This window comes from Rhizobium sp. LjRoot98 (assembly GCF_964252935.1).
GTDB lineage: Bacteria > Pseudomonadota > Alphaproteobacteria > Rhizobiales > Rhizobiaceae > Pararhizobium.
Map to the genome: position 1 here is coordinate 1,017,795 of NZ_CAXUPW020000001.1, position 26,871 is coordinate 1,044,665.

The following is a 26,871-nucleotide window of genomic DNA, read 5'->3' on the forward strand; positions in this document are numbered from 1 at the left end:
CATTTCTATTACGACTGTGCAGAACTCAGACAGAACCGGCCATCGCGCCAGGGCCGACACCTCCTCGTGCTTCGAATACGATAGGCAACTTCCGACACTGGTATTCGCGCTTCACCGTGACTAAGTTTGTCGTTCAAAGTGCCGAAGACCACGACAGGATGTATTCATGCAAGTTCCATCCAGCGCCGCTTCCAGCCTGCCTCGCGAGAGCGCTGACACGCTGCCGGGCGACAGCAGCAGCATCATCGACTGGCTGATGACCGAGACGCGCGACGAGCGTTTCATCGACAATATCTTCGTTGAGATGTGCGCCAGGCTCAATCAGGCCGGTATACCGGTCTCTCGCGGCACGCTTCACTTCCGCATCCTTCACCCGCAATGGCTGGGTGCGCGAATCCTGTGGCAGAGAGGCATGCAGGAAGCTGATATCCAAACCTTCGGTTTCGGCATCGAAGATAGTGACCGCTATCGCCACAGCCCCGTCAACGACATCCACAGCGGCGCAAAGGTGGTCCGCCAGCGCCTCGAACCGGCAGCCTCCGCCAACGCCCCACCCTATCCTCTTTATGATGAACTGCGCGCTGAAGGTCACACGGATTACATCGCCTGGCCGCTAGAGCATACATTGGGCAAGCACCACATCATTACCTTCGGCAGCGACCGGCCGGGCGGCTTCACCGATGACGATGTTGCGGCGCTGGCCGACTTGCTGCCGGCCTTTGCGCTGGTCAGTGAAATCCGCCTGAAAAACCGCCTCGCCCGGACACTGCTCGAAACCTATGTCGGGCCGCATGCAAGCGAGCAGATCCTTGCCGGTGCCACCACGCGCGGCAGCGGGGTTACGGTCCGCGCTGCGATCCTGATCTGCGACCTGCGCGACTTTACCGGCATTTCCGACATGTGGCCGCGCGACGACGTTATCGAGCTGCTCAACGGCTATTTCGACGCCATGGCCGAGCCAATCGAAAAGCACGGCGGCGAGATCCTGAAATTCATGGGCGACGGCCTGCTGGCCATTTTCCCGCTCGACAAGACCAGCGCGTGCGGCGATCTTCTTGCGGCGATCCGTGAAGCGCAGGCCGCGATGGCGACGCTGAATGAGGAGAACGTCAAAAAGGGCCATCAAGCCCTTGGTTATGGCATCGGCGTGCATGTCGGTGACGTGATGTATGGCAATATCGGTTCGCGCAGCCGCCTCGACTTCACCGTCATCGGCCCGACGGTCAATGTCGCCTCGCGGCTCGAAAGCCTGACGAAGGAACTCAAGCGGCCAGTCCTGCTGTCGCAGGCTTTTGCCGAAATGGCCAAATGCCAGACCGACCTGGAGAATCTCGGTTCCTACACGCTAAGGGGTCTCAGTGAGCCGATTGGGGTCTTCGCTTTCTGATGACCGTCCGCCTACCTGTACAGATAGGTGGAACCGGGACCTCCCGGATGAATCATCGACTGTACCGCTTCCCCGGTCAACGCCGGGGCTAGCACCGTCGCGCTTTCCGGCGCCGGCATGGTCAGCTTTCCAGCGGCGATATAGAGCAGGAACGAGCCGATCTGATAGGGGAAGATCACATCGATTTCCGCAAAAGAGCGCACGAACAACAGGGTGGAAATGCCAAACAGCACCAAGGGTTCAAAACCCTGCCTCTCGGCCAACACTCTTTTGAGATGACCGAACAGACCTGCAAGAAACAGCGCGGTCAAAAGAAGAAGCCCGATCGCGCCGGTTTCGACCATCGTTTCGATATAGGTATTGTGGAAATGAAAACCGCCGCGGGAACCGATGAAGAACTCCTCCCACAACCGTTCCGGTTCGGAAAAACCCTGTACCCAATAGGCCTGATAGCCGATACCGATCACCGGCGATGCGCGTGCCGCCTCAATTCCCTGTTGCCATAGATACGTGCGGCCGGTGAGGGTCGAGTCCTTGCCGAAAGCACCGAGAACACTGTCGATCGCGCCACCATATATGGCCCCGATCACAACTGCCGTACCGAAGATGGTGGCGGCAACGAACAGCAGCTTGCGGCTTTTCGGCGGCAGCAGCGAAAATACCTGCATGCCGACGGTGATCCCAAGGACTGCGACCGTTGTCAGAACCGAAGTTGCGGACTGCGATGCATAGAGACAATAGGCCGCAAGAAGACCGATCACCCCACAGACCGGAAGCCACAGCCCTCGCTGCTTCAGCAGCACGACCGCCGAGAAACTGAAGAAGACCGCAAGCGACGCATAGAAGCCGAGCTGGTTCTTGGAATCGAACGCCCCGACGAAACTAACTGTCCCGTCGAGCGGATCAAAATGATAAACGCCGAACAGCAGTGAATAGAGCAGCACCAAGCCGGCACCCGTGACCGAGCCGAGCGTCAGCGTTTTTACATCCAGTGCCCGCATGGCAATCAGCGCGCAGATGACATGGGATAGATACTGAATCCCCGCTCTTGTCGTGGTGCCAGGTGCGGCCGACCAGAAGACGGAGAGCAGCGCGAAAACTGCAAAGGCGAAGATCCAGATATATTTGACGTAATTTCCCAGTGCCCGTCGGTAGTCAACAAGCACCAGAGGCAGCCAGACGGCGTAATAGACCAAGATCGAGATCTGGCCGAAGCGCCCGGAATAGGCGAAGACGAAATAGGAAATGGTGAGGGCGAAAACCCCGTAGAGGAAGTTTTCGCCCGGCTTCACAAGACTGGCCTTCGCAATCTTCATTCCGATCGCCTTACTGGGTATTGAGGGCCGGTTCGACCTTCACGACATCGCCGGGCTGCACGGGTGTTCCCTCGTCAGCCGCGATCCTGGTCGATTTTCCATCCTTCTGGCGGATGATGGAATAGTTGATATCGATAGTCCTGCCAGGCTTTGGCGTCTGGGCGGCATCGGCCGACTGAACCAGCGCCTCCGTCATCAAATCACGGCTGGTGATCAGTTTCAGGGCCAGCGTGTCCAACTCGGCCTCGGTATTCTGCAGTTCCTGGGCAAGCTGTGCGTCCCAGTCGTTGCGCAGGTTGGTCTCATCCTGGCTAGCCTGACTGACGGCCTGCTTGGCCTTCAGCGAAGCGGTATCGATATCGAGCAAGGCGGCCTGAAGATCGGCGGCCCGCTGCTCGACGGCAAGCTTTCGGGCACTGAGCGCCAGCCCCTTTTCCGCCAAAACATCGACCCGCCCCTTGTCTTCGACCACAAGTTCCAGCTGCCGCGTCTGTGTCACAGACTTTTTGCCAAGCGCTTCGATTTCGCTTTGCAGGAGCGATTTGAGTTCGGCCAGCGCGGTCAACTGCAGCTTCTGCCGTTTGTCGCGAGAGACCATCAGCGCCATTTCGCTTTCAAGAAGGTCAGGCGCCGCTGCAACGCCCTTCAACTCGGCGGGCAGGGTAATCTCGGTCTTCTCGGCGATCTCCGCCTGTAGCCGCGCGCGGCGAACCAGAAGCCGGTTTCGCTCGGTGATCTGCACCGACGAATCCCCCTGCGCGTTGATGAAATCACGCGCAAACCGCTGGCCGTTTTCGCCGCGGCGCAAGCCACCACCCAAGCTGACGGCCTTGAGAACCGTCAGATCGGGTGCAAACGGGTACTCGCCCGGCGTTTGAACTTCGCCTGCGAGGTAAATCGGCCGGTATTGAGCAAGCTCGACGGACGCTGATGGGCGATCGGGCAAGCCGAACAGCTTTTGCAATTGCAGACCGACTTCGTCGGCGATCTCAGAGGTGGTCTTGCCGGAGGCAGGCACCGTTCCAAGGAAAGGCAGGGAGATGGCGCCAGAGGCGCCGACCGTGTAATCGCCGCTGACAGCAGACCAATCCCGGACCGACCCTTCCGCCGTCTGCCATTCCGCGACGCGTATTCTCAGTTTATCCATGGCTCCGAGCGTATACTCGCCAGCAAAAGCGCCATGGATGCCGGACACGCTGATGGCGATGGCGAGCGCGGAAAGACGCGCAGCGCCCCGGACTTTCCGGCCGAGGGCTGGAAGTCCCTGGTGAAGACTTCTCTTCATGAAATTTCCTCACTTAACAACAAAGCCGATCCCGGCGTTATGACGGAAGCGGCATATTCACGCTGAATGACTGTGATCAGTAACTGCCCCGGGACAGGCAGACAGCAGGAATTGTCTTCGCAACGATGACCACATCGTTGATGAGCGACCAGTTGGTCACATAATGCGTATCGAAGGCGATACGGGCGGCATAGGAAACGTCGTTGCGGCCGCTCACCTGCCAGAGCCCTGTCAGACCAGGGCGTGACTTCAGATAGAAGACCGCTGAATGTTCATAAAGCTCGAGCTCGTCTTCCACGACAGGACGCGGACCAACGACACTCATTTCTCCACGGATGATGTTGAGCAACTGCGGCAACTCATCCAGGCTCAGCTTACGCAAAACGCTACCGACGACGGTAACGCGCGGATCGTCCTGGAGTTTACGTGTTGCCTGCCATTCCTCGTAGGCCTTGGGATTCTTGTGCAGATGGTCCTGCAGGATCCTGTCGGCGTCCGGCGCCATCGTCCGGAACTTGAGGCAATGGAAGAAGCGGCCATTGTGACCAACGCGGCGGTGTCCATAAAATACCTTGCCGCCATCGGAAAACTTGACGAGCGCCATCAGCAGCAGAAAGAGCGGGCTGAAGACGATGAGCGCCAAGGACGCAGCAAAGATATCGAAACCTCTTTTTGATATTCCCCCTATCGGCCGGTGTCCCCCGGATTCGATGGTCGTAAAATACGGCGAGCTTGCCGATCGAGTCGCAGACTTCATGGGAGAAAGCTCCATTCGGGTTGGCGATTGGTCGGGTTCCCAGCGGGTACTGGGATCAATTACATGTGAGAGTGTAGAGGGAGATTTTGATTTTTAAAGGCAACTTTCACCCCGATGCCGCCGTTCAAAGCAAATGCGGCCAAGATGAATATCAAAGTCACATTTTCCAATGCCTAGATGAAGGCATCATTCTCCGCCTCATAAAGCACCAAAGAAAATCTCCATCGATTTTACATTAGATATCTTCAGTCATATTGCGAAATATGACTTCTCCGAAACGACATAGAGTTGATGTAGATATTTAAAAACTCTTCACCATAGGAAACAATACGTATTTTATTTTCCCTCCGGTAAAAATATTGCACTGCAGCATTAATTTTGCACTGCACTTTTATATATTCGTATTTTCTAATTTTGTAACAAAAGTTGATTGTCAGGGGGGATTTATCCACCACCAGAGGATAGATGCCCTAGAAAATACACGCCCTGAGCGTGGATCATAAGGCAATGCATCCCCAAATGTGGCCGAGCCCTGCCGATACCCACTTTTACATTGAAAAATCGCTCACTGCGGCGAAATTAGCGCTGTATTTCACCGAAAATGGTACCGTTGATGGGCAATCGATAGATGATTTTAAATGCGGGCTAAGAATTCACGCGTTAAATGACCGAAATGTAATGGAACAGAGTGCCTTTGCACGATTGAACCGGCAATGCATGTTCGATATGTTAATAACTGCCTAAGAAGGCAAGGTGGATTTTTCAATGACGTCTGCAAATCAAGACAGAATATTGAGGACAATCTGATGTTTGCACCACGGGTTTTCGTCAGCATGATCGGCGCGCTGGCCGTTTTTGCCATCGTGACCTTTATCCTGACCGGTTCCGCCTGGACGACAGCCTGGCAGACGCTGGTTTGTGCGGTGCTTGTACAGGCTGGATATTTCATTGCCGTGCTATTTCTGGTGGCCAAAGAAGGCCGGGACCGCCGCAACGCCGCGCAACGTCCGTCGCCGGCCTCTCCCTTGCCCGGCGAGGACAAGGAACCGAAGGCAATTCGCGTATCCAACAATCAAGGCCACTTTAATTCCTAACAGGCTTCTGAAGCTGGCTTTGTTTTTTAGTCGACCCGGCACCTTTTCCCGCGTGTAACATCGTCATCTCTTCGCATCTGCAACATCGCGCCTTGCCGCCTGTCCAAAGCCGACCTAGGTTCGGCGCGACAGCGATGAAGGAATGCGATCATGAAACCGAATGCAGACGTCTGCGTCATCATCGCCGCGAAGAACGCGGCTGAAACGATCGGACGGGCGATCATCTCGGCACTCAGAGAACCTGAAACCGCCGAGGTCATTGTCGTCGATGACGGATCGAGCGACGGCACCGGCGATGCCTCCCGAAAGGCCGATGACGGCTCCGGACGCCTGACAATCGCCCGGTTCGAGGTCAATAAGGGGCCGGCTGCCGCCCGCAACCACGCCATTTCGATTTCCACAGCGCCGGTTCTGGCGATTCTTGATGCGGATGACTTCTTTTTCCCCGGCAGGCTGAGCAGTCTCCTGGCGCAGGCGGAGTGGGATTTCATTGCCGACAACATTGCCTTCGTCGATGAGGAGACGGCTGCGGATGCGCATCTTCGGCTTGAGAGCTTCCCTGCAGCACCGCGTATTCTCAGCCTCGACGAATTCATTGAAGGCAATATCTCCAAGCGCGGTGTCCGGCGCGGAGAGATCGGATTTCTCAAACCGCTGATGCGGCGCGATTTTCTCGACGCCCACAAGCTCCGCTATCAGGAAAGCCTTCGGCTGGGGGAGGATTACGATCTTTATGCCCGCGCCCTGACCAAGGGGGCGCGCTACAAGATCATCCACAGCTGCGGCTACGGCGCCGTCGTCCGCGGCGATTCCCTCAGCAGCAGCCACCGGACGACGGACCTGAAGCGGCTCTACGAGGCGGACAGGGCAATTCTTTCCCGGACGGATCTATCCCCCCAGGCAAGGGCACTCATTGCCAGGCACGAACAGCATATTCGCGGACGATATGAGCTTCGGGAATTTCTCGACATCAAGCAGCAATCTGGCTCGAAAACCGCGCTGTTTTACGCGCTTGGCAACCCCGCCGCCATTCCGGCCATCGCCTGCGGGATATTCGCCGACAAGACAGAACGTTTTCGCCGGCAACCTGATGCGGCACCGGTGGCACTCGGCGGAGCCGGGGGCTTGCGCTACCTCCTGCAGCCGCCATCAACTGCCCGGTAGGGCAGTTGATGGCGGCTGCAGGAATGGCTGCGGCTTAGAAATAGTCGCGGCGCACCGAGGCGATGACGTCGAGAAAGCGCTCCTTGCGCGCGGTCAAGGCGTGATCTGCACTCAGCTGCGGTGCAGCACGCGCCGCTTGCCAGAGGGACAGGGCCGAAGGAGCCGCCAGCACTTGTTTGGCGGCAACCCGCAAGGAAGTCTGCTTGGGGGCACGGGCAGCGACGATGACGCTTTCATCGATCTGACGCTTGTTGGGATCATCGAGCACCGGCTGGTGCGCGTCGAAATCGACACCCCAGAACTTCGCACCCTTGATGATGGCCTCCGCCCGGCTGGAAACCGGAACATGACGCGGGCGATAGGTGACGCCGACTGTATGGGCCCAATCGTTCCATTTGAAGCTGTTGATGCTGCTGGACGTCGACACGGCCACCCACGGCACACGAAAAGCGTCGGCAAGGATGGCGCCATGCATTGATTCCGCGATGATGACTTCCGACTGGGCGATCTCGCGAATAACGTCCTTCGCGTCGCCACGCGGATCGATGTAATGCAGGCCTACGGTCTGGCAGATAGCCGGCCACATGCCGGCAATCGCCGACTCCCAATGCGGCACAAAGCTCTTCTTGTACTTCTTCGGCAGGCCTTTGAACTCCGGCATTTCGGCGACCATGACCGCCGGATCGATGATGCCGAGCTTGGGATCAACACCGACTTTCTGCGCGGTCAACGGTCCGCGAACGCAACGGATGTCCCATTCCCGGGTGTCGCTCATATCCGGCAAGGAGCCGTAACCAAAACCACTGCCAAGCACCAGCTTGTGCCGGCCTTCCGGCAAGAGCGCGCGGTTCAGCACCGTGCCAACCCCGACGAGAAGAATGTCTGGACGAACATCGCGAAATCCCGGGATCAGGAAATCCCAGAGCCACAGATTGAGATCGTCGCCGAAGTTTCCGTGTGCGGATTCCCAGTAATAAGGGTCCATGACTGTCTCCTTCATGCGTTGCGAAAGGAATTGCGAGCGCGAGACAGGCGATGGCCGTCACGCACGTCGATGGGCGCAGCAAAAAATGCTGCACCTGCGAAGGCTACCGTGATAACTTGCCGACGGCAAGCTGCAGCGCGCTTTGCAGCAGCTTGGGATCGCGCCAGGCCCAGCGGGCAAGCAGATTGAACTGCGGCATCTTCCGCCGCTTGATCAGCCGGGCCTGGCTCCAAAGAGCCTGCCGGCGCGCGGTATGCTTGTAAGAATGGATGGAGGCGATTTCCGCCGGTTTGCGGGAAAAGCGCCCTTCCAATGTGTCGAGCGCAACCCAGGTGTTGAACTGCTGTGACAGGAACTGCGGAGAATCGCTATCGATGCTGTGGAAGATGTTGACACCCTCGCCGCGCACTGCACCTGGCTCGTTGCACAGAATGATGCGGTCAGCTGCAATGGCGCAATCGCAGAAGAACAGCACGTCTTCTGCAGCCAACCGCAGCTCGGCTTCAAAGCGGACGGTCTCGAACAATTTTCGCCCGATCACCATGCAGGACAGGTGCAGGAAGCTCCAGTTACGCAACATGACCTGGGAAAACTCTGGCAGTTCCAGAACCAGCGGTTTCTCGGAAAGCCGCATTACCTTTTCGGTCTTTTCCAGTTCGGCCATGTCGAAATGATAGTAGAAGGCATCACCGCCAGTAATGGATGCCCAATAGCAGTCGGCCGAAAAGCGGGTCATCGTCTCATGCGCATTCTGCAGATGGTCCGGTGTCCAAAGATCGTCGGAATCGAGAAAGGCAACGAAATCGGTTTGCGCCGCGACGTTGTTCAGGCCCGTGTTGCGCGCGCCGCCCGGGCCGGCATTCGGCTGCTTGATGACGCGGATGCGCGCCTGCTGTTCGGCGCTCAGGGTTTCAAGATCGGTTTCGATCGGAAAAGGCGACTGGTCATCGACAATGATGACATCGAAATCCTGGAATGTCTGCGCAAAGACGGAGCCCAAGGCTCGACTCAGAATTCCTGCCTGTTTCTGATAGTACGGAATAACAACTGTAAACTTCGCCATCTTTTTGCCCCTGCGGTTTTCCTAGAAGGTGCTTCCTGGTTCCTCCCATCAGGTTGCGGCTGCGTGTCTAGCGCGTCTCCTCTGTCCTTGATCCTCCCCATCGCCACACAGGATTTACGCCATGCCTCCTACAGTTAACGTCAAATCCGTCACGAGCAATGTCGGTTGGAGTATTTTATCCAAGACAAGTACATTCGGGCTTAAGTTTGTCACGGTACCGATTTTGGCCCGTATTCTGACGCCGGAAGAGTTCGGCGCCGTCGCCGTGGCGCTGACCGTCGTGCAGTTTCTGGCCATGATCGGCGGGGCGGGATTGACCTCGGCGCTGGTGATCCAGCGTGAGGAAGAGATGGAAACCGTTCACTCGGTCTTCTGGGCTAATCTGGCGATTTCCTGCCTGATGGCGCTCGGTCTTTTCATCTGGGCGGACTTCTTTGCAGCCCTCCTCGGCGCGCCGGAAGCAGCCTATCTGCTGAAAATCATGAGCTTTCTCATCCCGCTCCAACTTGGCGGCGATGTCGCCTATTCGCTGCTCGCAAGACGGATGAATTTCAGCAAGGACGCCGTCTGGAGCATGATTTCCGAGTCACTCGGCGCCATCGTCGCCGTCGTTCTGGCGCTTTTGGGCTGGGGTGTCTGGGCCTTGATGGCACAGCTTTTTGTCTCGGCACTGGTGCGGCTTTGCGGCCTCTATGCCGTGTCTCACTACATGCCCCGCTTCGTTTTCCATCCCAAACGGGTTTTGGGCTTAAGCCGCTTCAGCCTGGGCATGATGGGCTCCGAAGTCGCCAATTTCATCACCTTCCAGTCGCCGATGGTGATCATCTCGCGCTATCTGGGCCTTGCCGATGCCGGCGCCTATTCGGCCGCCAACCGGTTTGCCAGCATTCCCAACCAGGTGGTGCTTTCCGCTGTCATGGGTGTTCTGTTCCCGGCCTTCAGCGGCATGATGGACGACAAGGAACGCCGCTCGCAGGCACTGATGTTCTCGACACAAGTGACCACGGTGCTGCTGGCACCGATGATGTTCGGCCTTTGGGCGCTGGCTGAACCGGCGATGCGCGTGCTGTTTGGTCCGCAATGGGCTTATGCCTGGCCCGTGCTGGGATTGCTGGCGCTCTCCAAGGGAATCCTCACGCCTTGCAGCACCTTCATTCCCTATCTCAAGGGCGTGGGGCATGGCCGGGCGTTGTTCTGGTCGGCTATCATTCGGGCGATCGTCACCTGCGCTGCCGTTGCCTATGGCGCAAGCACGGGGACGCTGATCGACGCGATGATCTGGCTCTGCATCGTCAACGCCGTCACGCTGATCGGCTACTCGTGGGCGGTCTTCAGCGCGGATGGAACACCGTTCTTCAAAGGCCTGTACATCAGCAGTCGCCCGATGCTGATGGCCCTGGCGATGGCGCTTGCGGTCCGCTATCTGCTCGATACGTTCGGTTCGTTGATGCCGAACCCCATCCTGCAGATTGTCGCCGGTGCGGCGGTCGGTGGCCTGATCTATGTCTTGGCCGTGCTTCTGTCGGAACGCCCGCTTTTGACGAAAATCTATCAACTCGTCAAAAACAGGCGGGGGTGAGGCAAGGGCGCCTTATTTCGAAACAGGCGCCTTAACATCACGAGGATTTTACAAACCATGGCGTGTGGAATTGCGCATTTCCGAAACTAATTTTTGCGCCAGATGAACCTCCCGGTAGCGGACATATGATAACATACTGATATTCGGCAACATCCTAGCCCCACGCATTTTTCCCGGCTCTCAGGCAAATTTCCGGCAATTTTCACGGCGGATTTGTTCATCCGGAAATCGCGTGCATTGCAGCATCCAAGCGATTTTTTCTGCTGCAGCGCCATATTTTTCGAGGCGCCCTGCCCTATCTTCGAGATGCAGGTTCAAGTCTGCTCTGGTTGAAACCCCGCTTCGGGGGAAGCGGCCCAACAGGGGATGTCGTCTTGGTTATCGACGCGAATATATCATCGCGGATCAATCTGATGCGCATCTTGCTCATCTCGGGAATTGTCTTTGTACACGTTCCTTTTGATCCGCAGACCAGCCCATTTCTCGGCGCCAATGGCTTCATCGACTGGGTCAGGGTCTTTCTCGGCGACAGCCTTTTCAGGGTTGGCGTGCCGTGTCTGAGCGCGATTTCCGGCTACCTCATGTTTCGCCGCGGGCTTGATGCCTTCGATTACGGCAAGACCATCCGCTCAAAGGCGCGCACGGTTCTGCTGCCGTTCCTGATCTGGAATCTATCCTTTCTGGCGCTGGTGGTGCTGGGCCAAAAGGGCGGCATCGGCTTTGGTTATCTCCCCGACGCAATCAACGCGGCTCCCCGCGATCTGGCAACTCTGAGCTTGGCAACCGAGGGCTTGCCGATCAATGTTCCGCTGTATTTCCTGCGGGATCTCCTCCTGTGCATCCTGCTTGCGCCCGTTCTCGGCATCCTGATCAAACGCTATCCGCTGACGATGCTGGCACTCTTTTTCGCCTATGCCGTTTTGCCGGTCCCGGGCGTCATCTTCCTGAAGAAGTCGATCCTTTTCGGGTTCAGCTGCGGCATCTATGCGAGCCTCCACCAACTCGATATCCGGTCACTTGACCGGCACGCAGCAATGATATCCGCGGTGTTCCTGACGGCAGCCATCCTACTTGCGACTGCACTCTATTGGACCGGCCCCGATTATCCTGTGTGGATCGACATGCTGCGCAGCCTCACGGCAATCTGCGGCATAGCCGGCTCCTGGGCAATCTCGGCGATCCTGATCCGCTCACGGCTCGGCCAGCAGCTTTCCGGATCTGAAGGCCTGAGCTTCTGGATATTCTGCGCCCATTACCCCTTGCTCATCGCATTCTGGATGCTGTGGAACCGCACGGCGCATCCCGGTCTCTATCCACTATTCTACTTCGCAACACCCGTTCTGGCCCTCCTCATTCTGGTCGCCTCTCACAGTGTGGCCAAACGCCTGGCACCCAAGTTGCATGCCGTTTTGACCGGTAGCCGTGCAGGCCGCTCCACCTCCTCGGCAAAGCGCATCGCAGAAAGCGGGCCAAACCAGACGAGTTGGTCCGACACCTCTTCTCCAAAGGAAAAAGCGATACGATGACCCAATCGATCTCGAAAATGCTTCTCGCCCTTTCCGCATTCTCCGCCGCCGTTCCGGCATCAGCCTTTGCGCAAAGCGCGATCAACGGCACTTCGTTCGTCGAGAATTTCGACACGATTGACAGCAAGTTCTGGTTCGTTTCGGACGGCTGGGACAATGGCGCGCATCAGAACTGCACCTGGTCGAAAGATCAGGTCGCGGTTGAAAATGGTGTGCTCGAACTCACCTTCGAGCAACGCAAGGCCGGCAAGCGCGACTATTCCTGCGGCGAGATCCAGACCCGTAAACGCTTCGGCCACGGCACATACGAAGCGCGGATCAAGACGGCCGAAGGCTCCGGGCTGAACTCGGCCTTCTTCACGTATATCGGACCAACCGACAAGAAGCCGCACGACGAGATCGACTTCGAAGTGCTGGGCAAGGATTCCAACAAGGTTCAGGTCAACCAGTATATATCGGCCAAGGGGGGCAACGAGAAGCTGGTCGACGTTGAAGGCGGTGCCAATGCCGGTTTCAACGATTACGCCTTCGTCTGGGAAAAGGACCGGCTGCGCTACTACCTGAACGGCAAGCTGGTGCAGGACGTTACCGACCCCTCGAAAATCCCGGTAAACGACCAGAAGATTTTCTTCAGCCTCTGGGGCACGGATACCTTGAGCGACTGGATGGGCAAGTTCGACTATCAAGGCCCGGCAAACATGCAGATCGACCGGGTGGCTTACACCGCCCCCGGCGAAAAATGCCTGTTTCCCGAATCCCTCACCTGCACGCTCGATTGATGCTTATTAGCATGCGCAACATGAATGTTGCGATGCACAAAAAACTAAACTAAGCTCGGTGGAAGCTGAGCGGGGAACGGGAAGTTTTCATGCTGGATGTACTGTACCTGGCACATGATGTGGCAGACCCTGCGATCAGGCGTAGAACCCTGATGCTTGATGCGGGTGGTGCGAAAGTGACGCTGGCGGGCTTCCGGCGCGGCGCAGACACACCTGCCGCCAATGGCGTCATCGAACTCGGCGTCACCAGGGATGGACGGTTTGGTCAGCGGATCGCCGCGGTTGCCAAGGCTGCAATGCTTCTGCGTCACAAACTCGGCGGGGCCGCGAGACCCGGCATCATCATTGCCCGCAATCTCGAAATGCTTGCCCTCGCCAACAGGGCGAGCGCAGTTTTCGGCGGCAACGTTCCGATCGTCTACGAATGCCTGGACATTCACCGGCTCCTGCTGCGCAATGATTTTGCCGGCCGCACTTTGCGCACTGCCGAACATTATCTGGGGCGGAACGTCAGCCTCCTGATCACCAGTTCACCAGCCTTCATCGAAAATTACTTCCGGCCGGTTTCGCGTCTCAAGGCACCGATACTGCTGCTGGAAAACCAGGTGATCGAGCTCGCAGAAAGCGTTGGCATGCAGACAGCGCGCCCACGCCCGCCACAGGCCGGCGAACCCTGGAAAATCGGCTGGTTCGGCGCCTTGCGCTGCCGCAAATCGCTAAAGCTGCTCGCTGAATTCACCCGCGCCATGGACGGTAAATTCGAAGTGGTGCTGCGCGGACGCCCCGCCTATTCGGAATTCGACGATTTTGACGGCTTCGTCGAAAACGAACCTTTCATGCACTTCCACGGAGCCTACAAGAATCCCGAGGACCTTGCCCAGATTTACGACGACGTGCAGTTCTCCTGGGGTATCGATTTTTTCGAGGAAGGCTTGAACTCCAGCTGGCTGCTGCCGAATCGGCTGTACGAGGGATGCCGCTACAACGCTGTCCCGATCGCCATGCGCGGTACGGAAACGGCGCGCTTCATCAGCGCCAAGCATATCGGCCTCGTTCTCGACAGCGGTGACAGTGCTGCACTGGCCAACCTCTTTTCCGGCATGACGCGGGAACGCTATTTCGCCGAATTCGGCAAGGTTGCCGCCACGGGGGCATCGGCGTGGATCTTCGATCGGACCGATTGCCAGCGGCTGGTGAACCGGCTTGCCGCGCTGCGGACCAGCGATGCCCACGCCGCATCACTCCATGAGCTCTCCCAAACGCACAGCAACAAGGGTGGACTGCTATGAGCGCCGATGATTTCAAGCATGGCCGCAGCCTGATTGTTATTCCTTGCCTCAACGAGGCCAGATATATCGAAGCCCTGATCGCCAAGCTCGCGAGTGCGATGCAGGACCTCAACGCCGATCTGGTCGTTGTCGATGGTGGCAGTACCGATGGCACACGCGAGATCGTGGAGCGAATTTCGACCGTCAACCCGAAGGTCCGGCTGCTCGACAATCCAAAGAAGATCCAGAGTGCTGCCGTCAATCTCGCGGTCGGGACGTTCGGTGCTGATTATGAATACATGATCCGCATCGATGCGCATGGCGAGTATCCGGCTGACTATTGCCAGCGCCTGATGGAGGACGCCATTGTAACCGGCGCGGATTCCGTCGTCGTTGCCATGCAGACCGTCGGCTTCAGCACTTTCCAGAAAGCCACCGCCTATGCCCAGAATTCTAAGCTCGGCAATGGCGGCTCCAAACACCGTACGGGCGCCATCGGGCATTGGGCCAATCATGGCCACCACGCACTGATGCGGATTTCCGCGTTCCAGGCGGTTGGCGGTTATGACGAAATGTTCAGCCATAACGAGGACGCCGAGTTTGACTATCGCCTGAACAAGGCGGGTTACCGGATCTGGATGACCGACAAGACCAGCATGATCTACCACCCGCGCAGCACAGCAAGAGCGCTTTTCCGCCAGTATTTTGGCTATGGCCGTGGCCGGGCGAAGAATTTCCTGAAGCACCGCGCCATGCCGAGCATCCGGCAGATGTTGCCGCTTGCCGTCGTTCCCGTCGCTATCGGCGCCCTGCTGGCGGTCATCAGTTGGGCCGCCGTCATTCCGTTTGGCCTCTGGGCCGTGGCCTGCCTTGGCTACGGCGTGTGGATGGCGCTGGGCGAAAAAAACCCATACGGGCCACTGGCCGCCGTTTCCGCGATGGTAATGCATTTTGCCTGGTCGGCCGGTTTCTGGCGCGAACTTCTGGATTTCCGTAACCGCCGGGTCGCCTCATGAAAACAGGTAGCGACCTTATCCATATCGATATCGGCGTCTGCACCTATCGACGCCCGGAACTCGAACAGACGCTGCGCTCGCTGGGCGGCATTGCCGTGCCTGAAAACGCTCAGATCCGCATCATCGTGGCTGATAATGACGACACACCGAGTGCGAAAGCGCGGGTAGACGCCTTGCGTGCCGTCATTCCTCACGAGATCGCCTACGTTCATTGCCCGGCTTCCAATATCTCGATCGCCCGCAATGCGTGCCTCGACAATGCCAGGGGAGATTTCCTGGCATTCATCGACGATGACGAGACGGCGAGCTCGGACTGGATTGCCCGGTTGATCGAGACGGCGCAGGCAGGCCATGCAGATGCTGTGCTCGGTCCGGTAAAGGCCACGTACGGTACGGATGCGCCGGGCTGGATGCAGCGCGGCGACTTTCATTCGACATTTCCGGTGTGGGTCGGCGGCCGGATCATCACCGGCTATACCTGCAATGTTCTACTTCGCCTTGCCGCGCCTTCGCTTGCCGGACGCCGCTTCAACCTGGCGCTTGGCCGCAGTGGGGGCGAGGACACAGAGTTCTTTACCCATATGCACCGCATGGGCGGAAAAATCGCCTATGCGCCAGAGGCCTGGGTTGAAGAACCGGTGCCGGCTAAACGCGCGGCCTTTTCCTGGCTTGCCAAGCGAAAATTCCGCTTCGGCCAGACGCATGGCCGGCTGATCGATGACGGGACAGGCGCTGTGGGCAAAATCCGCCAACTGGCGCTTGCGGCGGCAAAGTCCGGTTTCTGCGCGCTGGCCAGCGCCATTCTGTTCTTCTCTTCCGTTCGCCGTAACCGGTACGCCCTGCGCGCTTGCATGCATGCGGGGGTCGCCGTCGGGCTTCTCGGTGTCCGGGAGATCGAGCAGTACGGCGCAGCGGAAGCAAGGACGTCCTGATGGACCAGCAACTCCAGGCGACATTCATCATTGCAGCCTTCAAGGCGCAGGACACGATCGAGCGCGCTATCGACAGCGCGCTCGCCCAGACCGGTGTCAGCGTCGAAGTCATCGTCATCGACGATTGTTCGCCAGATGACACGGCCGAGATCGTCGATGCCTATACCGATCCGCGCGTCCGGCTGATCCGGCTTGAAAAGAACCGCGGTCCCGGCGGCGCCCGCAACGCAGGCCTTGCCGCCGCGCGGGGGACGTGGATCGTCATTCTGGATTCAGACGATGCGGTTTCGCCGGACCGCACCGCGCGCATGATCGCGCGGGCCAAGGCCGCCAACGCCCAGATCGTCGTCGACAATGTCGATGTCGTGCCGCTCGACGGCCAGATGAAGCGGATGTTCGAAGGGACCGATCTGGCCGCAATGGAAACGCTGACGCTTCCGGCTTTCATCGGCTCGAACGTGCTGTTTAAGTCTGAGCACAATTACGGCTACATGAAACCAGCCTTCGAGCGCCGGTTCCTTGAAGAGCATGGCTTGCGTTTCGACGAAAGCCTGCCGATCGGCGAGGATTATCTGCTTCTGGCATCGGCGCTTGCAAAGGGCGGCCGCTGCGCCGTCGAGCCAACAGCCGGCTATACCTACTATATCCGCAGCGGATCGATTTCCCGGGTGTTGAAGCTGCACCAGGTGGACGCGATGCTGGCAGCCGATGCCGCGTTTCTCGAAAGCAACCGGCTGGATGCGGCTTCGATGGCAGCGCAAGCCCGGCGTCACCGCAGCATGGAGGACGCCCGGTCCTTCATCATCTTGGTCGATCAGATCAAAGCACGCTCTCTTTTCGGCGCGGTCAAGACCGTGTGGAAAAATCCGGCGGCAGTCTGGCATCTGCGGATGCCCATTGCCGTCAGACTGCGGCGCCTGGCGGCGCCGTTCACTGCAATTCACTCTTTCGGTCCCCCGCCGGAAACGATGAATAGAACCACTCCGGGCAACAGCCCGCACAAGAGCAAAGGATAGTTCTATGGCTCCTATCAGACCCGTTCGCAAAGCCGTAATTCCAGTCGCCGGAAACGGCACCCGGTTTCTGCCGGCAACCAAGGCGATGCCGAAGGAAATGCTGACCATCGTCGACAGACCCGTCGTGCAATATGCCGTCGAGGAAGCCATGCAGGCCGGTATCGAGCACATCGTGTTCGTGACCGGCCGCAACAAGCAGGCGATCGAGGACCATTTTGACGATGTACCGGAGCTGATCTCGTCCTTGACGCGTTCAGGCAAGGATGCCCAGCTTTCCGAATTGGCGCGCATGCTTCCGGCTGCCGGCTCCGTCAGCTTCACCCGCCAGCAGGCGCCGCTTGGCCTTGGCCACGCAGTCTGGTGCGCCCGCGACCTGATCGGCGACGAGCCGTTTGCCCTGCTGCTGCCGGACATGATTTCCTACGGTGCCCGCGGCTGCATGGCCGGCCTGATGGAGCTGTATAACGATGTCGGCGGCAACGTCGTCGCCGTCGAACAGTGCGCGCTCGAGGAAACCTCGAAATACGGCATCGTCGGCATGGGCGAGCAAACGCGGCATGGATTTGAAGTGACGCAGATGGTCGAAAAGCCACCCGTCGCCGAGGCACCGTCAACCTACTACCTGAACGGCCGCTATATCCTCCAGCCGGAGATCTTCTCGATCCTCGCCCATCAGCAGCGCGGCGCCGGCAACGAGATCCAGCTGACCGACGGCATGCTGCGCCTGTCGGCAGACCAATCGTTCCACGCCCATCCCTACGAAGGCCGGACCTTCGATTGCGGTTCCAAGCAAGGCTTCATCGAGGCGAACGTCGCCTTCGCGCTGGCGCGCGCCGACATTGGCAATCTGGTGTTCGAATCCGTCCGCGAGATGGTTCTGTCGCACGAACAATCGATGCAGGCTGCGTGAAAACAATGATTATTCAGTGACTTGATGAAACTGGAAGACCTGGTCTCACCCCTGCCGCGTTTTGGGGTGAGAACCAACCACGAAAAAGTACCCGGAGACCAGACGGCCCATGAATCAAAGACCTCTTCCGTTGAACACCGTTCCATCGCTGAAAGGCGATGAGTCCGACACGTTCATCGATCTGAACCGGCTGACCGCAATCGCGTTTCGCCGTTCAAGGGTCGTGGCCCTCTGCGTTGTTCTCTGCTTCATGCTCGGCGTGGCATATCTGGTGTTCGCGACACCGGTCTACACCTCGCAGACGCAAATCCTGCTCGACGAAAACCTGTCTAAATATGCAGAGGAAGCGCCATCGCCCCAGAGCGCCCAACAGGCCGACACCCAGCTTTCCAGCGCGGTCGAAATCCTGAAATCGGGCGAATTGGCACTTCGCGTTACCGACGCGGAAAATCTCGGTGAAAACGAAACCGTTCTCAACCCGCCGCGGTCGTTGATGTCAACGGTGAAAGCAGCTGTCAAATCCCTTACTGGCATGTTCAGTTCAGGGCCGGAGATTTCCGAAGCGGCGGCACGCAACGGCAAGCGGGAAACCGCCGCCGCATATATCCAGCAGGGCCTGACGGTCGAGCGGGTAGCGCGAAGCTCCGTCGTGGCGGTGTCCTACAAATCCACCGATCCGAAACTCGCAGCAACCATTACCCGCGCCTATGCCAATGCCTATCTGACCGACCAGCTGAACGCGAACTTCGACGCTACCGAGCGCGCTTCCGTCTGGCTCCAGGAACGCCTGACCGACCTTGGCCAGCGCGCGCAGGCAGCATCGCTCGAGGCCGAGAAGTTCAAGGCTGACAATGGCCTGACCTCGACACGCGGTGAGCTGATGTCGGAGCAGCAACTGTCCGACCTCAACAGCCAGCTGATTGTTGCGCAGGCCGACAGCGCCAGCGCCTCCGCCCGCTACAACCAGTTCAAGTCTATCATCGACCAGGGCGCCGAAAACGCGGTGAACAACGCGACGATTTCGTCAAACCAGACCGACAATTCGGTCATTCAAGACCTGCGGACGCGCTATCTGGCCATCAGCAAGCGCGAGCAGGCCGTCACGCAGAATTTCAGCGCCGATCACCCCCAGGCCGTCAGCCTGCGGGCGGAGAAGACCGAACTTGCCGGTCAGATCTTCCGGGAATTGCAGCAGATAACCAGCAGCTACCGCAACGAGTTCGAAGTCGCCCAATCTCGCGAGGCTTCCCTGCGCAAGAGTATCAAAGGTGTGGTCGGCAACAATTCCGAGGCCAACCGGTCGCTGGTGCAATTGCGCGGGCTCGAACAGCGTGCGACGGCCCTGAAGACACTTTACGAATCCTATCTCGGGCGCTTCGAGGAAGCAGCCCAGCAACGCTCATTCCCGATTGCAAAGGCCCGCATTATCTCCGATGCCGGAGTGCCAGTCTCGCCATCCAGCCCGAAACGGACGATGGTGCTTGCACTCTCCATCGTACTGGGCTTCATGCTGGGCGCTGTCATTGCCGGCCTGCAGGAATTCCGCGAGCGATTCTTCCGGCTGGAGGAAGACATCAGATCGGTTCTCGGACACAAGTCACTCGGCTACCTGCCGCTGATCGGCAAGAAGACCGTCAGCATGTGGAGCAAGACACGGGAGCGTCTTTCCAAATCGGAACAGGATAAGGCGGACAAGCCGGCTGACGCCGACGTGCCGCTGAACCGCATGACACGGATTGCCGTCGACGCACCGCGATCGGCGTTTGCCGAAACACTCCGCAATGCCAAGCTTGCCAGCGACGTTATCCTGCAGGGCCGCCCCAACCGCGTTATCGGTGTCGTCTCGGCGCTGCCGGGTGAAGGCAAATCGACGATCGCCGCGAATTTTGCCGGGCTGCTTGCGGCCAGCGGTAAACGGACGCTTCTGATCGACGCCGACATCCGCAACCCGGCGATCAGCAAGATGATTTCGCCAGCCCCGAAAACTGGATTGGTGGATGCTGTCCTGGGCGAAGAAGAATGGACGTCGGCGCTCAGGGTCGACCCGCAGACCCGGCTGGCGATCCTGCCGATCGCACCGCGCGACCATCTCTACCATACCAACGAGCTGCTTGCCTCGCAGGGCATGGAGACGCTGATTGCCAATGCCCGCAAGAGTTTTGATTATGTCATCGTCGATCTGGCGCCGCTGGCTCCGGTTATCGACGCCAAGGCATTCTCGCCCTTTGCCGACGGTTTCCTGATGGTCATCGAATGGGGCAAGACGCCTGCCCGTCTGGTTCGGGACGTGCTGCATTCCGATCCGCAATTCAACGCCAAGATCCTGGGCGTCATACTCAACAAGACGGATATGGACGAGCTTGGAAAATACAGCGATTTCGGCGCGGCGGAAAAATACCGCAAGAGCTATGAGAGCTACTATATCGAGCAGCCATTCAAGGCTGCGCGCTGAGGGATTTTCCTCAGCGCAGACCGGGCTGGCGCTCCGCGTCCAGCCCGAAGACCGCCACAAGCGCCATCAGAACAACCACCATCGCAATCGCGGCGGTGCAAACAGCATAGACGATCAGGTACTCCAGAAGGCAGGGCAGAAAAAGCAACACCCGGACAGCGACGGGTTGCGAGCGTGCCCAACCACCCATGCCGTTTCTCATGTAATTTTCGAAACGATGCGTGACGCTCGACATGGCTGATCGCTCCATTAATCTTAAGATAAAATTTACCAAAGATGATGGAGCCAGGCAACCGATACCCGCCTTTAAATCCAATAGGAGCCTGCGCTTTGTGAGGTTTCGCGTCGCATCGCAACCTATCTGGCGTCATGAAAAATAATGCCGGCGGTGTGGCGCATGCCTGAGCGAATGCGGCTGACCCCGTGGCGCAGATTGACCCGGTAATTGCCTCTTGAGCCCTGAACCGGCCGATTGTGAACAGCGAATGCCACTGCATCGCCCTGACGCAACGGCACGACCTCTGCGCGGCTCTGCATGCGCGGGCGCTGCTCCGTCAACACAAACTCGCCGCCGGTGAAATCCTCGCCAGGCTCCGAGAGCAGGATCGCCACCTGGATCGGGAAGGCAAGATCGCCATAGAGATCCTGATGCAGGCAATTGAAATCACCCGGGACATATTGCAGCAAAAGCGGTGTTGGCCGGGCTTGGCCTGCATCGTGGCACTGCTGGAGAAACGCTGCATGCCCGGAAGGATAGCGTTCAGCTATGCCCATGCGCTCGTTCCACGCATTGGCGACGTCGGAAAGGCGGGGATAAAGCGCACTGCGCAAATCCCCAATGAGATCCGGCAACGGATATTTGAAATAGCGATACTCGCCCTTGCCAAAACCGTGACGGGCCATGTGGATATGGCTGCGGAAGTGTTGTTCCTCCGGGTAGAGCCCGGCAATCTGCCGGCATTCCTCGGGGAGTAATAGCTTCTCAATGACCACGCACCCGAAGCCGTTGAGTTCTTTGTCGAGGTGGTTCCAGTCATACCCGGCGATACGCGCCTCGGCGGACAGTGCTGAAGAAACCGGCGGGGTTTTCGAATAGACATTCATGACAGAGCCTCCAAGATTCTCGTGTGACAGCGAAGCTTCTTGAATGACGGTTAGGCAGGCTGGCCGCCACCCGTTTCCTGCACGGCTTCGTTTCGGCTGCGCAGAGAAACGGTAAGATTTAGTTTACATTCCGACGACACAGGCTCCGCCTGTCAATCCCGCTCCTGCCGCCGTCAGGAGCAATTTCTCTCCGGGCAAAACGGGCGCCACTTGATGGGCGAGCGATAAGGAAAGCGGGATGGTGGCAGCGGAGGAGTTTCCGTATTCGCCGATCGTGCGGACGGTCCTTTCAAGTGCGATACCGAGATCGTGACAGACGGCATCGAATATACGGACATTGGCCTGATGCGGAATGAACCGGTGGATATCCGTCACGTCGATCCCGGCGTCATCGAGCGCCCGGCGCGCGCAACCGCTCATCATCCCGACCGCCTGCGTGAACATTTCGCGCCCATCGCGCATCGTCATCAGGCAATCCTGTGCGTCGACATCCGCCGCGAAGGGACGGTTGCTGCCACCGGCCGGAATGGAGATCAGATCGTAGCGGCTCCCATCTGCGGCGAGATCGACACCGAGCAGTCCCGTTTCCTCATCACGCGCGGGCATCAAAACGACCGCGCCGGCAGCGTCGGCAAACAGAACGGAGCTCGCCCGCTCGGCAGGATTGATCCGGCGACTGAGAATATTGGCGGCAACCACCAGCACCGGTCGGCCATGCGCGCGAACAAAGCCATCGGCGAGCGTCAACGCATAGAGGAAACCGGAGCACGCCCCGGCGAGATCGATAGCGCCGGAATTCACCAACCCGAGGCGATGAGCGAGCAGCGGTGCCGATGGCGGCAACAGATGATCGGGCGTCGAGGTGGCGAGTAGCGTCAATGCGATGTCTTCCCGCAAGATGCCAGCGTCTTCGATTGCGGCCTCGCCTGCCCGTGCCGCAAGCCCGGACAGGGTATCGCTGGGTTCGGCCCAGTAACGCGTCCTGATCCCGGTCCGGCGCTCGATCCAGCCCGGTTCAAGACCGAGGCTGCCCTCTATTTCGGCGTTTTCGACACAGCGCCCCGGCACGCTGTGACCGAAACCGGCAAGCCGGGACGAGCGGGCGCCTCTCACAGGCGGCCCGCTGCGAACCATGCCGCTGCCTCGTCAATCGCATCATAGGCCCGGTCAAGGTCGGTGGCAGCGACACAATAGGGCGGCATCAGATAGATCACGTTGCCGAGCGGCCGGATCAGCAGTTTGCGCACACGGAAGAAGGCCCTGAGCTTCGGGCCAACCTCTGACAGATAGCCTCCGGCTGGCACTGTGAGATCAAGCGCGGTGATCGTCCCGGTCTGGCGGACATTGCTAAAGCGCCGATCCGACTCAAAGCGGGCCAACCTCTCCGTTTGCATGACCTCCAGCGACCGGATGCGCTCGCGAACCGGCTCGTTTTCCCAGACAGCCAGATTGGCGACCGCGGCGGCACAGGCAATCGGGTTGGCGGTGTAGGAGCTGGAATGGAAAAATGTCTTCCGGCGGTCGGCCGAAAGATGCGCCTCAAAAATCTCGGCCGTGCACAAAGTTGCCGCCAAGGGCAGCGCGCCACCAGTCAAACCCTTGGAGGTGCACAGGATATCCGGTGCTACACCGGCCTGTTCGCAGGCAAAGACAGTGCCGGTGCGCCCCCAACCGGTCATCACTTCATCGGCGATCAACAAAGTGCCGTGGCGTTCGGCGATCCGCTTCAACTCGCTGAGAACCGAGGCGGGATAGGTGAGCATACCGCCTGCCCCGAGGATGAGCGGCTCGATCAGCAAGGCGGCCACATCTCCCGTCGCACAGAACCGCTCGAAGGCATCCAGCGTCTCTTGTTCGCGGCCGGGCCTGGGGAACGGCAGGCGATCGACGCCGAACAGCATCGGCTCGTAGGCCGCATTGAAGACACCACGTTCGCCAGCCGACATCGTGCCGATCGTGTCGCCGTGATAGCCATGTTCCAACACGCAGATACGGCGGCGCTGGGCGCCGGAATTGTGGAAGAAGCCGAGGGCCATTTTCAACGCGACTTCGACGCAGGTCGAGCCGCTGTCGGAATAGAACGCGTGCGAGAGCCCCCGCGGTGCGACCCGCAACAGGCCGCGCGCCAGCTCTTCGGCTGGTTCATGGGTGTATTCAGCGAATATGATCTGGTCGTAGGTTTCGCATGCCGCCTGGATCGCCGCCGTGATCGCCGGGTGGCGGTGACCATGCGTGATCACCCACCAGGAAGATATGGCGTCGAGAATACGCGCGCCGCTGTCATCGGTCAGGTACGCGCCGCCGGTCTGGACAATGCGTTTCATCGCAGGTTCCAGCGCGTGCTGGGTGAAAGGGTGCCAGACTGGAGAACTCATGCCATTTTCTCCCGGAACGCGGAGAGTTGAAAGTTGTCGCGAAATACCTGGTGCAACGCATCTGGCGTCAACGGATCGAGACGCGGCAAGCGTCCGAGAATAAGCACCTTGCCCATCGCCGCGATGATCCGCTGGGTTTCGGCCTGCTCATCACCGATGAAGGCGACGCCGAAAATGGGAACGGCTCGGTGGCGCAGTGCTTCCAACGACAGGAGCGTGTGATTGATCGTTCCGAGCCCCGTACGGGCGCAGAGGATGACCGGGATCTGCCAACGCGCGAAGACATCGGCAAAGACGACCGTTTCTGTGAGCGGCACCAGCAGGCCGCCCGCACCCTCGATGACCAGAGGCACGGCTGTCTCCGGTGGCGTGATCCGCTCCGGGTCGATCTCGACATCGTCCAGCCGGGCCGCAAGATGAGGCGAGGCCGGTGTTTGCAACCTGTAAGTCTCGGGCAGGATACGGTCCGGCGGCAGGCGGCCGAGCCGATGGACGACCTGACTGTCCGTCTCCTCATCCAGTCCCGATTGCACCGGTTTCCAATAATAACCGCCAAGTGCCGCCGCCAGTGCGGCGGAAAACACCGTCTTGCCGATGCCGGTATCTGTGCCTGTCACCACGAAACGCCTCATGGTTTTTCCTCTGTCATTATGGCCGCCAGCCGAGTGAACATGCGGCTTATCGTTGGCCGGTCGACATTCAGCGTGATGGCGATGCGCAGCCTTGCCGTGCCTTCCGGCACCGTCGGCGGCCGGATGGCGCGGATATCAAAACCTTCCGCCCGCATGCGCGCCGCAACCCGGACGGCGCTTCCATTGTCGCCGATCAGAACCGGCAGGATTTGCGATCCGCTGCCGGCGACGCCGAGTTTCGCGGTCAGTTCGGCATTGGCGAAATTGCGCAGTTCGTCGAAATCGGTGCGGCGCTGCGGTTCATCCACCAGCGCCCGCAAGGCTTCGCGGACCGCAGCCGCCATCAGCGGCGACGGCGCGGTCGAATAAATGAAACCTCGCGCCCGGTTGACCAGGTAATCGCAAAGTACTGCGCTTGCGCCGAGCAGCGCGCCGGAGACGCCAAGCGCCTTGCCGCAGGTGTGAAGGACGATGACATTGGATCGGTTTTTCAATTCGGCAGCAAAGCCGCGGCCATCGGGACCGAAGACGCCAGTTGCATGGGCTTCATCGATCACCAGAAAACCGCCGTGCTTTTCGGCAAGGGCCGCAAGTTCCGTCAGCGGCGCACGATCGCCATCCATCGAATAAAGACTTTCCACGGCAATCCACGGATGGCCGGTTCCACCCTGACTGCGCCACTGTTCGATCGCCTGCGCAAAGGATCCAACGTCATTGTGGGCAGCGGCCGCAGTCTGCGCCTTGCCGGCCAAAATGCCTTCATGGGCGCTGGCATGTACCAGAGCGTCATAGACGACGAGATCGCCTCGCTGCGGCAGCGTCGAGAAAAGTGCCACGTTCGCGGCATAACCGCTGCCGAAATAGAGGACACGCTCTGCTCCGAAGAAGGAGGCCGCCTCAGCCTCCAGCGCTTCGTGCTCCGGGTGATTGCCGCGCAGCAGCCGGGAACCGCCAGCCCCCGTTGGAACGCCGCGCTGAAGGGCAAACGCAATCGCTTTCGCCAGCCGCGCCGATCCGGCAAGCGCCAGATAATCGTTCGAACTTAAATCAGCCCCGGCCTGCGGGACCAACATGCGCCGCCTGCCCTTCCGCTCCAGCCCCGCCAGAGTGGTTTCATAACGGGCAAGGCCCTGATCCATCATTCGCCCGGCCCCAGGTCCATCGGCTTCAGGCCAAGGCGGCGGAACAGGGCCGTGTCGTGATCCTCGCCCGGATTATCCGCCGTCAGCAGCGTATCGCCGGCAAAGATCGAGTTGGCACCGGCGAAGAAACAGAGCGCCTGCATCTCGTCGCTCATCTGCGTGCGCCCGGCCGAGAGGCGCACATGCGAACGCGGCATCAGGATACGGGCAAGCGCGATGGAGCGGACGAATTCGATCGGATCGACCGGCTCGGCATTGGCAAGCCGCGAGCCGGGGATCGGGATCAGCATGTTGATTGGAACGCTTTCCGGTGGTTCCGGCAGGTTGGCGAGCGTCACCAGCATGGAAATGCGATCGTCGGTCGTTTCTCCCATGCCGAGAATACCCCCAGCGCAGACCTTCATGCCGGCATCGCGGACATTCGCAAGGGTATCCAGCCGGTCAGCAAACGTCCGGGTGGTGATGACCTGCGGATAGAATTCTTCCGACGTGTCAATGTTGTGGTTGTAATAGTCGAGCCCGGCTTCGGCCAGCGTCCCAGCCTGCTGCGGCGACAGCATGCCGAGCGTCATGCAAGTCTCAAGCCCGAGCGCCTTGACCCCCTCGACCATCGCGACCAGCGTTTCCATGTCGCGATCCTTCGGGCTGCGCCAGGCAGCTCCCATGCAATAGCGGCTGGCCCCTTCGGCCTTGGCCTTGCGCGCTTCCGCCAGCACCTTTTCCACCATCATCAGCCGGGAGGCCTTCAGCCCCGTCGGAGAGCGTGCCGACTGGCTGCAGTACCCGCAATCCTCGGCGCATCCGCCCGTCTTGATCGACAGGAGCCGGCTGATCTGCACGGCATTCGGATCGAAGTTTTCTCTGTGAACCGATTGCGCCCGGAACAGCAGATCATTGAACGGGGAATTATAGATAATTTTTGCATCAACGAGAGAATGCCGCTCCGTTCCGGCGCTTTCATCGTGCGAATTTTCCTTTAAAAGACCCATTTCAATCGGGAAATCGGCAGAACTTTCGTTTCTCAGCATCATCCACCTAGCATGATAGATTAAAAATAATAATTATCTATAATTTATCCAAAGCCATGGA

25 protein-coding genes are annotated in these 26,871 nt (G+C 59.1%); 12 read left to right on the top strand and 13 right to left on the bottom strand.

Going from position 1 to position 26,871, the window contains the following annotated elements; translation table 11 throughout:
- The first annotated feature begins 166 nt into the window (after window positions 1-166).
- The gene (locus ACSQ3J_RS04990; RefSeq protein ID WP_060500298.1) at window positions 167-1,387 is read left to right on the top strand and encodes an adenylate/guanylate cyclase domain-containing protein; all 1,221 of its coding nucleotides are present in this window, start codon (window positions 167-169) and stop codon (window positions 1,385-1,387) included.
- An 11-nt stretch (window positions 1,388-1,398) separates the two neighbouring features.
- On the opposite strand, the gene ACSQ3J_RS04995 is transcribed toward ACSQ3J_RS04990, so the two are convergent.
- From ACSQ3J_RS04995 to ACSQ3J_RS05005, 3 genes are all read right to left on the bottom strand, one after another.
- Entirely contained in the window at window positions 1,399-2,703 is a 1,305-nt protein-coding gene (locus tag ACSQ3J_RS04995; protein WP_082511880.1) for an O-antigen ligase family protein, read from the bottom strand.
- A 10-nt stretch (window positions 2,704-2,713) separates the two neighbouring features.
- Window positions 2,714-3,988: a polysaccharide biosynthesis/export family protein gene (locus ACSQ3J_RS05000; protein WP_060500300.1), complete on the bottom strand. Its 1,275-nt coding sequence runs from the start codon at window positions 3,986-3,988 to the stop codon at window positions 2,714-2,716.
- Window positions 3,989-4,064: 76 nt separating this feature from the next.
- A complete protein-coding gene (locus ACSQ3J_RS05005) occupies window positions 4,065-4,745 on the bottom strand; it encodes a sugar transferase (RefSeq protein ID WP_060500302.1) in 681 nt (226 codons plus the stop codon).
- Between the two features lie 806 nt (window positions 4,746-5,551).
- On the opposite strand from ACSQ3J_RS05005, the gene ACSQ3J_RS05010 reads away from it, so the two are divergent.
- Window positions 5,552-5,839, top strand: a complete 288-nt coding sequence (locus tag ACSQ3J_RS05010; protein WP_060500305.1) for an exopolysaccharide production repressor protein — start codon at window positions 5,552-5,554, stop codon at window positions 5,837-5,839.
- A gap of 150 nt (window positions 5,840-5,989) precedes the next feature.
- On the top strand, window positions 5,990-7,003 hold the full coding sequence (locus tag ACSQ3J_RS05015; RefSeq protein ID WP_060500307.1) for a glycosyltransferase family 2 protein: 1,014 nt from the start codon (window positions 5,990-5,992) through the stop codon (window positions 7,001-7,003).
- Between the two features lie 34 nt (window positions 7,004-7,037).
- Here the strand turns inward: ACSQ3J_RS05015 and ACSQ3J_RS05020 are convergent, their stop codons facing one another.
- Together ACSQ3J_RS05020 and ACSQ3J_RS05025 are read right to left on the bottom strand one after the other, a co-directional pair.
- Window positions 7,038-7,988 carry a polysaccharide pyruvyl transferase family protein gene (locus ACSQ3J_RS05020; RefSeq protein WP_436038779.1) on the bottom strand — a complete coding sequence of 317 codons (951 nt, stop codon included), beginning with the start codon at window positions 7,986-7,988 and terminating at the stop codon, window positions 7,038-7,040.
- 103 nt (window positions 7,989-8,091) lie between these two features.
- Entirely contained in the window at window positions 8,092-9,051 is a 960-nt protein-coding gene (locus tag ACSQ3J_RS05025; RefSeq protein ID WP_436038781.1) for a glycosyltransferase family 2 protein, read from the bottom strand.
- A gap of 121 nt (window positions 9,052-9,172) precedes the next feature.
- On the opposite strand from ACSQ3J_RS05025, the gene ACSQ3J_RS05030 reads away from it, so the two are divergent.
- Window positions 9,173-10,630: a lipopolysaccharide biosynthesis protein gene (locus tag ACSQ3J_RS05030; protein WP_436038783.1), complete on the top strand. Its 1,458-nt coding sequence runs from the start codon at window positions 9,173-9,175 to the stop codon at window positions 10,628-10,630.
- A gap of 180 nt (window positions 10,631-10,810) precedes the next feature.
- On the opposite strand, the gene ACSQ3J_RS05035 is transcribed toward ACSQ3J_RS05030, so the two are convergent.
- Window positions 10,811-10,948 (bottom strand): hypothetical protein, encoded by a 138-nt coding sequence (locus ACSQ3J_RS05035; protein WP_436038785.1) that lies wholly within the window; start codon window positions 10,946-10,948, stop codon window positions 10,811-10,813.
- Window positions 10,949-11,043: 95 nt separating this feature from the next.
- Here ACSQ3J_RS05035 and ACSQ3J_RS05040 point away from each other — a divergent pair, with 95 nt between their 5' ends.
- The 8 genes from ACSQ3J_RS05040 to ACSQ3J_RS05075 all read left to right on the top strand — a co-directional run bounded on the left by ACSQ3J_RS05040 (window position 11,044) and on the right by ACSQ3J_RS05075 (window position 20,529).
- Window positions 11,044-12,156: an acyltransferase family protein gene (locus ACSQ3J_RS05040; RefSeq protein WP_436038787.1), complete on the top strand. Its 1,113-nt coding sequence runs from the start codon at window positions 11,044-11,046 to the stop codon at window positions 12,154-12,156.
- 17 nt (window positions 12,157-12,173) lie between these two features.
- Window positions 12,174-12,935 carry a glycoside hydrolase family 16 protein gene (locus ACSQ3J_RS05045; RefSeq protein ID WP_436038968.1) on the top strand — a complete coding sequence of 254 codons (762 nt, stop codon included), beginning with the start codon at window positions 12,174-12,176 and terminating at the stop codon, window positions 12,933-12,935.
- An 89-nt stretch (window positions 12,936-13,024) separates the two neighbouring features.
- The gene (locus ACSQ3J_RS05050; protein WP_436038789.1) at window positions 13,025-14,224 is read left to right on the top strand and encodes a glycosyl transferase family 1; all 1,200 of its coding nucleotides are present in this window, start codon (window positions 13,025-13,027) and stop codon (window positions 14,222-14,224) included.
- Window positions 14,221-15,219, top strand: a complete 999-nt coding sequence (locus ACSQ3J_RS05055; RefSeq protein ID WP_436038791.1) for a glycosyltransferase family 2 protein — start codon at window positions 14,221-14,223, stop codon at window positions 15,217-15,219. The genes ACSQ3J_RS05050 and ACSQ3J_RS05055 overlap by 4 nt, the downstream gene beginning before the upstream one ends.
- The gene (locus ACSQ3J_RS05060) at window positions 15,216-16,151 is read left to right on the top strand and encodes a glycosyltransferase (protein ID WP_060500322.1); all 936 of its coding nucleotides are present in this window, start codon (window positions 15,216-15,218) and stop codon (window positions 16,149-16,151) included. The genes ACSQ3J_RS05055 and ACSQ3J_RS05060 overlap by 4 nt, the downstream gene beginning before the upstream one ends.
- Complete coding sequence (locus ACSQ3J_RS05065) at window positions 16,151-17,167, top strand: glycosyltransferase family 2 protein (protein ID WP_060500323.1); 1,017 nt, start codon at window positions 16,151-16,153, stop codon at window positions 17,165-17,167. Before ACSQ3J_RS05060 ends, ACSQ3J_RS05065 begins: the two co-directional genes overlap by 1 nt.
- Window positions 17,168-17,171: 4 nt before the next feature.
- Window positions 17,172-18,077: a UTP--glucose-1-phosphate uridylyltransferase gene (locus ACSQ3J_RS05070; protein WP_060500325.1), complete on the top strand. Its 906-nt coding sequence runs from the start codon at window positions 17,172-17,174 to the stop codon at window positions 18,075-18,077.
- 109 nt (window positions 18,078-18,186) lie between these two features.
- The gene (locus ACSQ3J_RS05075; protein WP_060500327.1) at window positions 18,187-20,529 is read left to right on the top strand and encodes a polysaccharide biosynthesis tyrosine autokinase; all 2,343 of its coding nucleotides are present in this window, start codon (window positions 18,187-18,189) and stop codon (window positions 20,527-20,529) included.
- A gap of 10 nt (window positions 20,530-20,539) precedes the next feature.
- Here ACSQ3J_RS05075 and ACSQ3J_RS05080 read toward each other — a convergent pair whose 3' ends face one another.
- The 7 genes from ACSQ3J_RS05080 to bioB all read right to left on the bottom strand — a co-directional run bounded on the left by ACSQ3J_RS05080 (window position 20,540) and on the right by bioB (window position 26,771).
- Window positions 20,540-20,764, bottom strand: coding sequence for a hypothetical protein (locus ACSQ3J_RS05080; RefSeq protein ID WP_060500329.1), 225 nt, complete (start codon window positions 20,762-20,764; stop codon window positions 20,540-20,542).
- Window positions 20,765-20,886: 122 nt separating this feature from the next.
- Window positions 20,887-21,633 (bottom strand): 2OG-Fe(II) oxygenase, encoded by a 747-nt coding sequence (locus ACSQ3J_RS05085; protein ID WP_060500331.1) that lies wholly within the window; start codon window positions 21,631-21,633, stop codon window positions 20,887-20,889.
- 123 nt (window positions 21,634-21,756) lie between these two features.
- On the bottom strand, window positions 21,757-22,767 hold the full coding sequence (locus ACSQ3J_RS05090; protein ID WP_060500333.1) for a beta-ketoacyl-ACP synthase III: 1,011 nt from the start codon (window positions 22,765-22,767) through the stop codon (window positions 21,757-21,759).
- On the bottom strand, window positions 22,743-24,008 hold the full coding sequence (locus ACSQ3J_RS05095; protein WP_060500334.1) for an adenosylmethionine--8-amino-7-oxononanoate transaminase: 1,266 nt from the start codon (window positions 24,006-24,008) through the stop codon (window positions 22,743-22,745). Before ACSQ3J_RS05095 ends, ACSQ3J_RS05090 begins: the two co-directional genes overlap by 25 nt.
- Window positions 24,005-24,640, bottom strand: a complete 636-nt coding sequence (bioD, locus tag ACSQ3J_RS05100) for a dethiobiotin synthase (protein ID WP_060500336.1) — start codon at window positions 24,638-24,640, stop codon at window positions 24,005-24,007. Before bioD ends, ACSQ3J_RS05095 begins: the two co-directional genes overlap by 4 nt.
- Window positions 24,637-25,782 (bottom strand): 8-amino-7-oxononanoate synthase, encoded by a 1,146-nt coding sequence (locus ACSQ3J_RS05105; RefSeq protein ID WP_060500338.1) that lies wholly within the window; start codon window positions 25,780-25,782, stop codon window positions 24,637-24,639. The genes bioD and ACSQ3J_RS05105 overlap by 4 nt, the downstream gene beginning before the upstream one ends.
- Window positions 25,779-26,771, bottom strand: a complete 993-nt coding sequence (gene bioB, locus ACSQ3J_RS05110) for a biotin synthase BioB (protein WP_060501332.1) — start codon at window positions 26,769-26,771, stop codon at window positions 25,779-25,781. Before bioB ends, ACSQ3J_RS05105 begins: the two co-directional genes overlap by 4 nt.
- Window positions 26,772-26,871: the final 100 nt, after the last annotated feature.

Excerpts from the sequence above, each read along its gene's own strand:
- ACSQ3J_RS05015 (WP_060500307.1), top strand. The coding sequence starts at position 5,990 with ATGAAACCGAATGCAGACGTCTGCGTCATCATCGCCGCGAAGAACGCG.
- bioB (WP_060501332.1), bottom strand. The coding sequence starts at position 26,771 with ATGGGTCTTTTAAAGGAAAATTCGCACGATGAAAGCGCCGGAACGGAG.
- ACSQ3J_RS05045 (WP_436038968.1), top strand. The coding sequence starts at position 12,174 with ATGCTTCTCGCCCTTTCCGCATTCTCCGCCGCCGTTCCGGCATCAGCC.
- ACSQ3J_RS05095 (WP_060500334.1), bottom strand. The coding sequence starts at position 24,008 with ATGAGTTCTCCAGTCTGGCACCCTTTCACCCAGCACGCGCTGGAACCT.
- ACSQ3J_RS05025 (WP_436038781.1), bottom strand. The coding sequence starts at position 9,051 with ATGGCGAAGTTTACAGTTGTTATTCCGTACTATCAGAAACAGGCAGGA.
- ACSQ3J_RS05090 (WP_060500333.1), bottom strand. The coding sequence starts at position 22,767 with ATGGTTCGCAGCGGGCCGCCTGTGAGAGGCGCCCGCTCGTCCCGGCTT.
- ACSQ3J_RS05105 (WP_060500338.1), bottom strand. The coding sequence starts at position 25,782 with ATGATGGATCAGGGCCTTGCCCGTTATGAAACCACTCTGGCGGGGCTG.
- ACSQ3J_RS05070 (WP_060500325.1), top strand. The coding sequence starts at position 17,172 with ATGGCTCCTATCAGACCCGTTCGCAAAGCCGTAATTCCAGTCGCCGGA.
- ACSQ3J_RS05085 (WP_060500331.1), bottom strand. The coding sequence starts at position 21,633 with ATGAATGTCTATTCGAAAACCCCGCCGGTTTCTTCAGCACTGTCCGCC.
- ACSQ3J_RS05055 (WP_436038791.1), top strand. The coding sequence starts at position 14,221 with ATGAGCGCCGATGATTTCAAGCATGGCCGCAGCCTGATTGTTATTCCT.
- ACSQ3J_RS05030 (WP_436038783.1), top strand. The coding sequence starts at position 9,173 with ATGCCTCCTACAGTTAACGTCAAATCCGTCACGAGCAATGTCGGTTGG.
- ACSQ3J_RS04995 (WP_082511880.1), bottom strand. The coding sequence starts at position 2,703 with ATGAAGATTGCGAAGGCCAGTCTTGTGAAGCCGGGCGAAAACTTCCTC.
- ACSQ3J_RS05075 (WP_060500327.1), top strand. The coding sequence starts at position 18,187 with ATGAATCAAAGACCTCTTCCGTTGAACACCGTTCCATCGCTGAAAGGC.
- bioD (WP_060500336.1), bottom strand. The coding sequence starts at position 24,640 with ATGAGGCGTTTCGTGGTGACAGGCACAGATACCGGCATCGGCAAGACG.
- ACSQ3J_RS05000 (WP_060500300.1), bottom strand. The coding sequence starts at position 3,988 with ATGAAGAGAAGTCTTCACCAGGGACTTCCAGCCCTCGGCCGGAAAGTC.
- ACSQ3J_RS05080 (WP_060500329.1), bottom strand. The coding sequence starts at position 20,764 with ATGTCGAGCGTCACGCATCGTTTCGAAAATTACATGAGAAACGGCATG.
- ACSQ3J_RS05010 (WP_060500305.1), top strand. The coding sequence starts at position 5,552 with ATGTTTGCACCACGGGTTTTCGTCAGCATGATCGGCGCGCTGGCCGTT.
- ACSQ3J_RS05050 (WP_436038789.1), top strand. The coding sequence starts at position 13,025 with ATGCTGGATGTACTGTACCTGGCACATGATGTGGCAGACCCTGCGATC.
- ACSQ3J_RS04990 (WP_060500298.1), top strand. The coding sequence starts at position 167 with ATGCAAGTTCCATCCAGCGCCGCTTCCAGCCTGCCTCGCGAGAGCGCT.
- ACSQ3J_RS05040 (WP_436038787.1), top strand. The coding sequence starts at position 11,044 with ATGCGCATCTTGCTCATCTCGGGAATTGTCTTTGTACACGTTCCTTTT.
- ACSQ3J_RS05060 (WP_060500322.1), top strand. The coding sequence starts at position 15,216 with ATGAAAACAGGTAGCGACCTTATCCATATCGATATCGGCGTCTGCACC.
- ACSQ3J_RS05065 (WP_060500323.1), top strand. The coding sequence starts at position 16,151 with ATGGACCAGCAACTCCAGGCGACATTCATCATTGCAGCCTTCAAGGCG.
- ACSQ3J_RS05020 (WP_436038779.1), bottom strand. The coding sequence starts at position 7,988 with ATGGACCCTTATTACTGGGAATCCGCACACGGAAACTTCGGCGACGAT.
- ACSQ3J_RS05005 (WP_060500302.1), bottom strand. The coding sequence starts at position 4,745 with ATGAAGTCTGCGACTCGATCGGCAAGCTCGCCGTATTTTACGACCATC.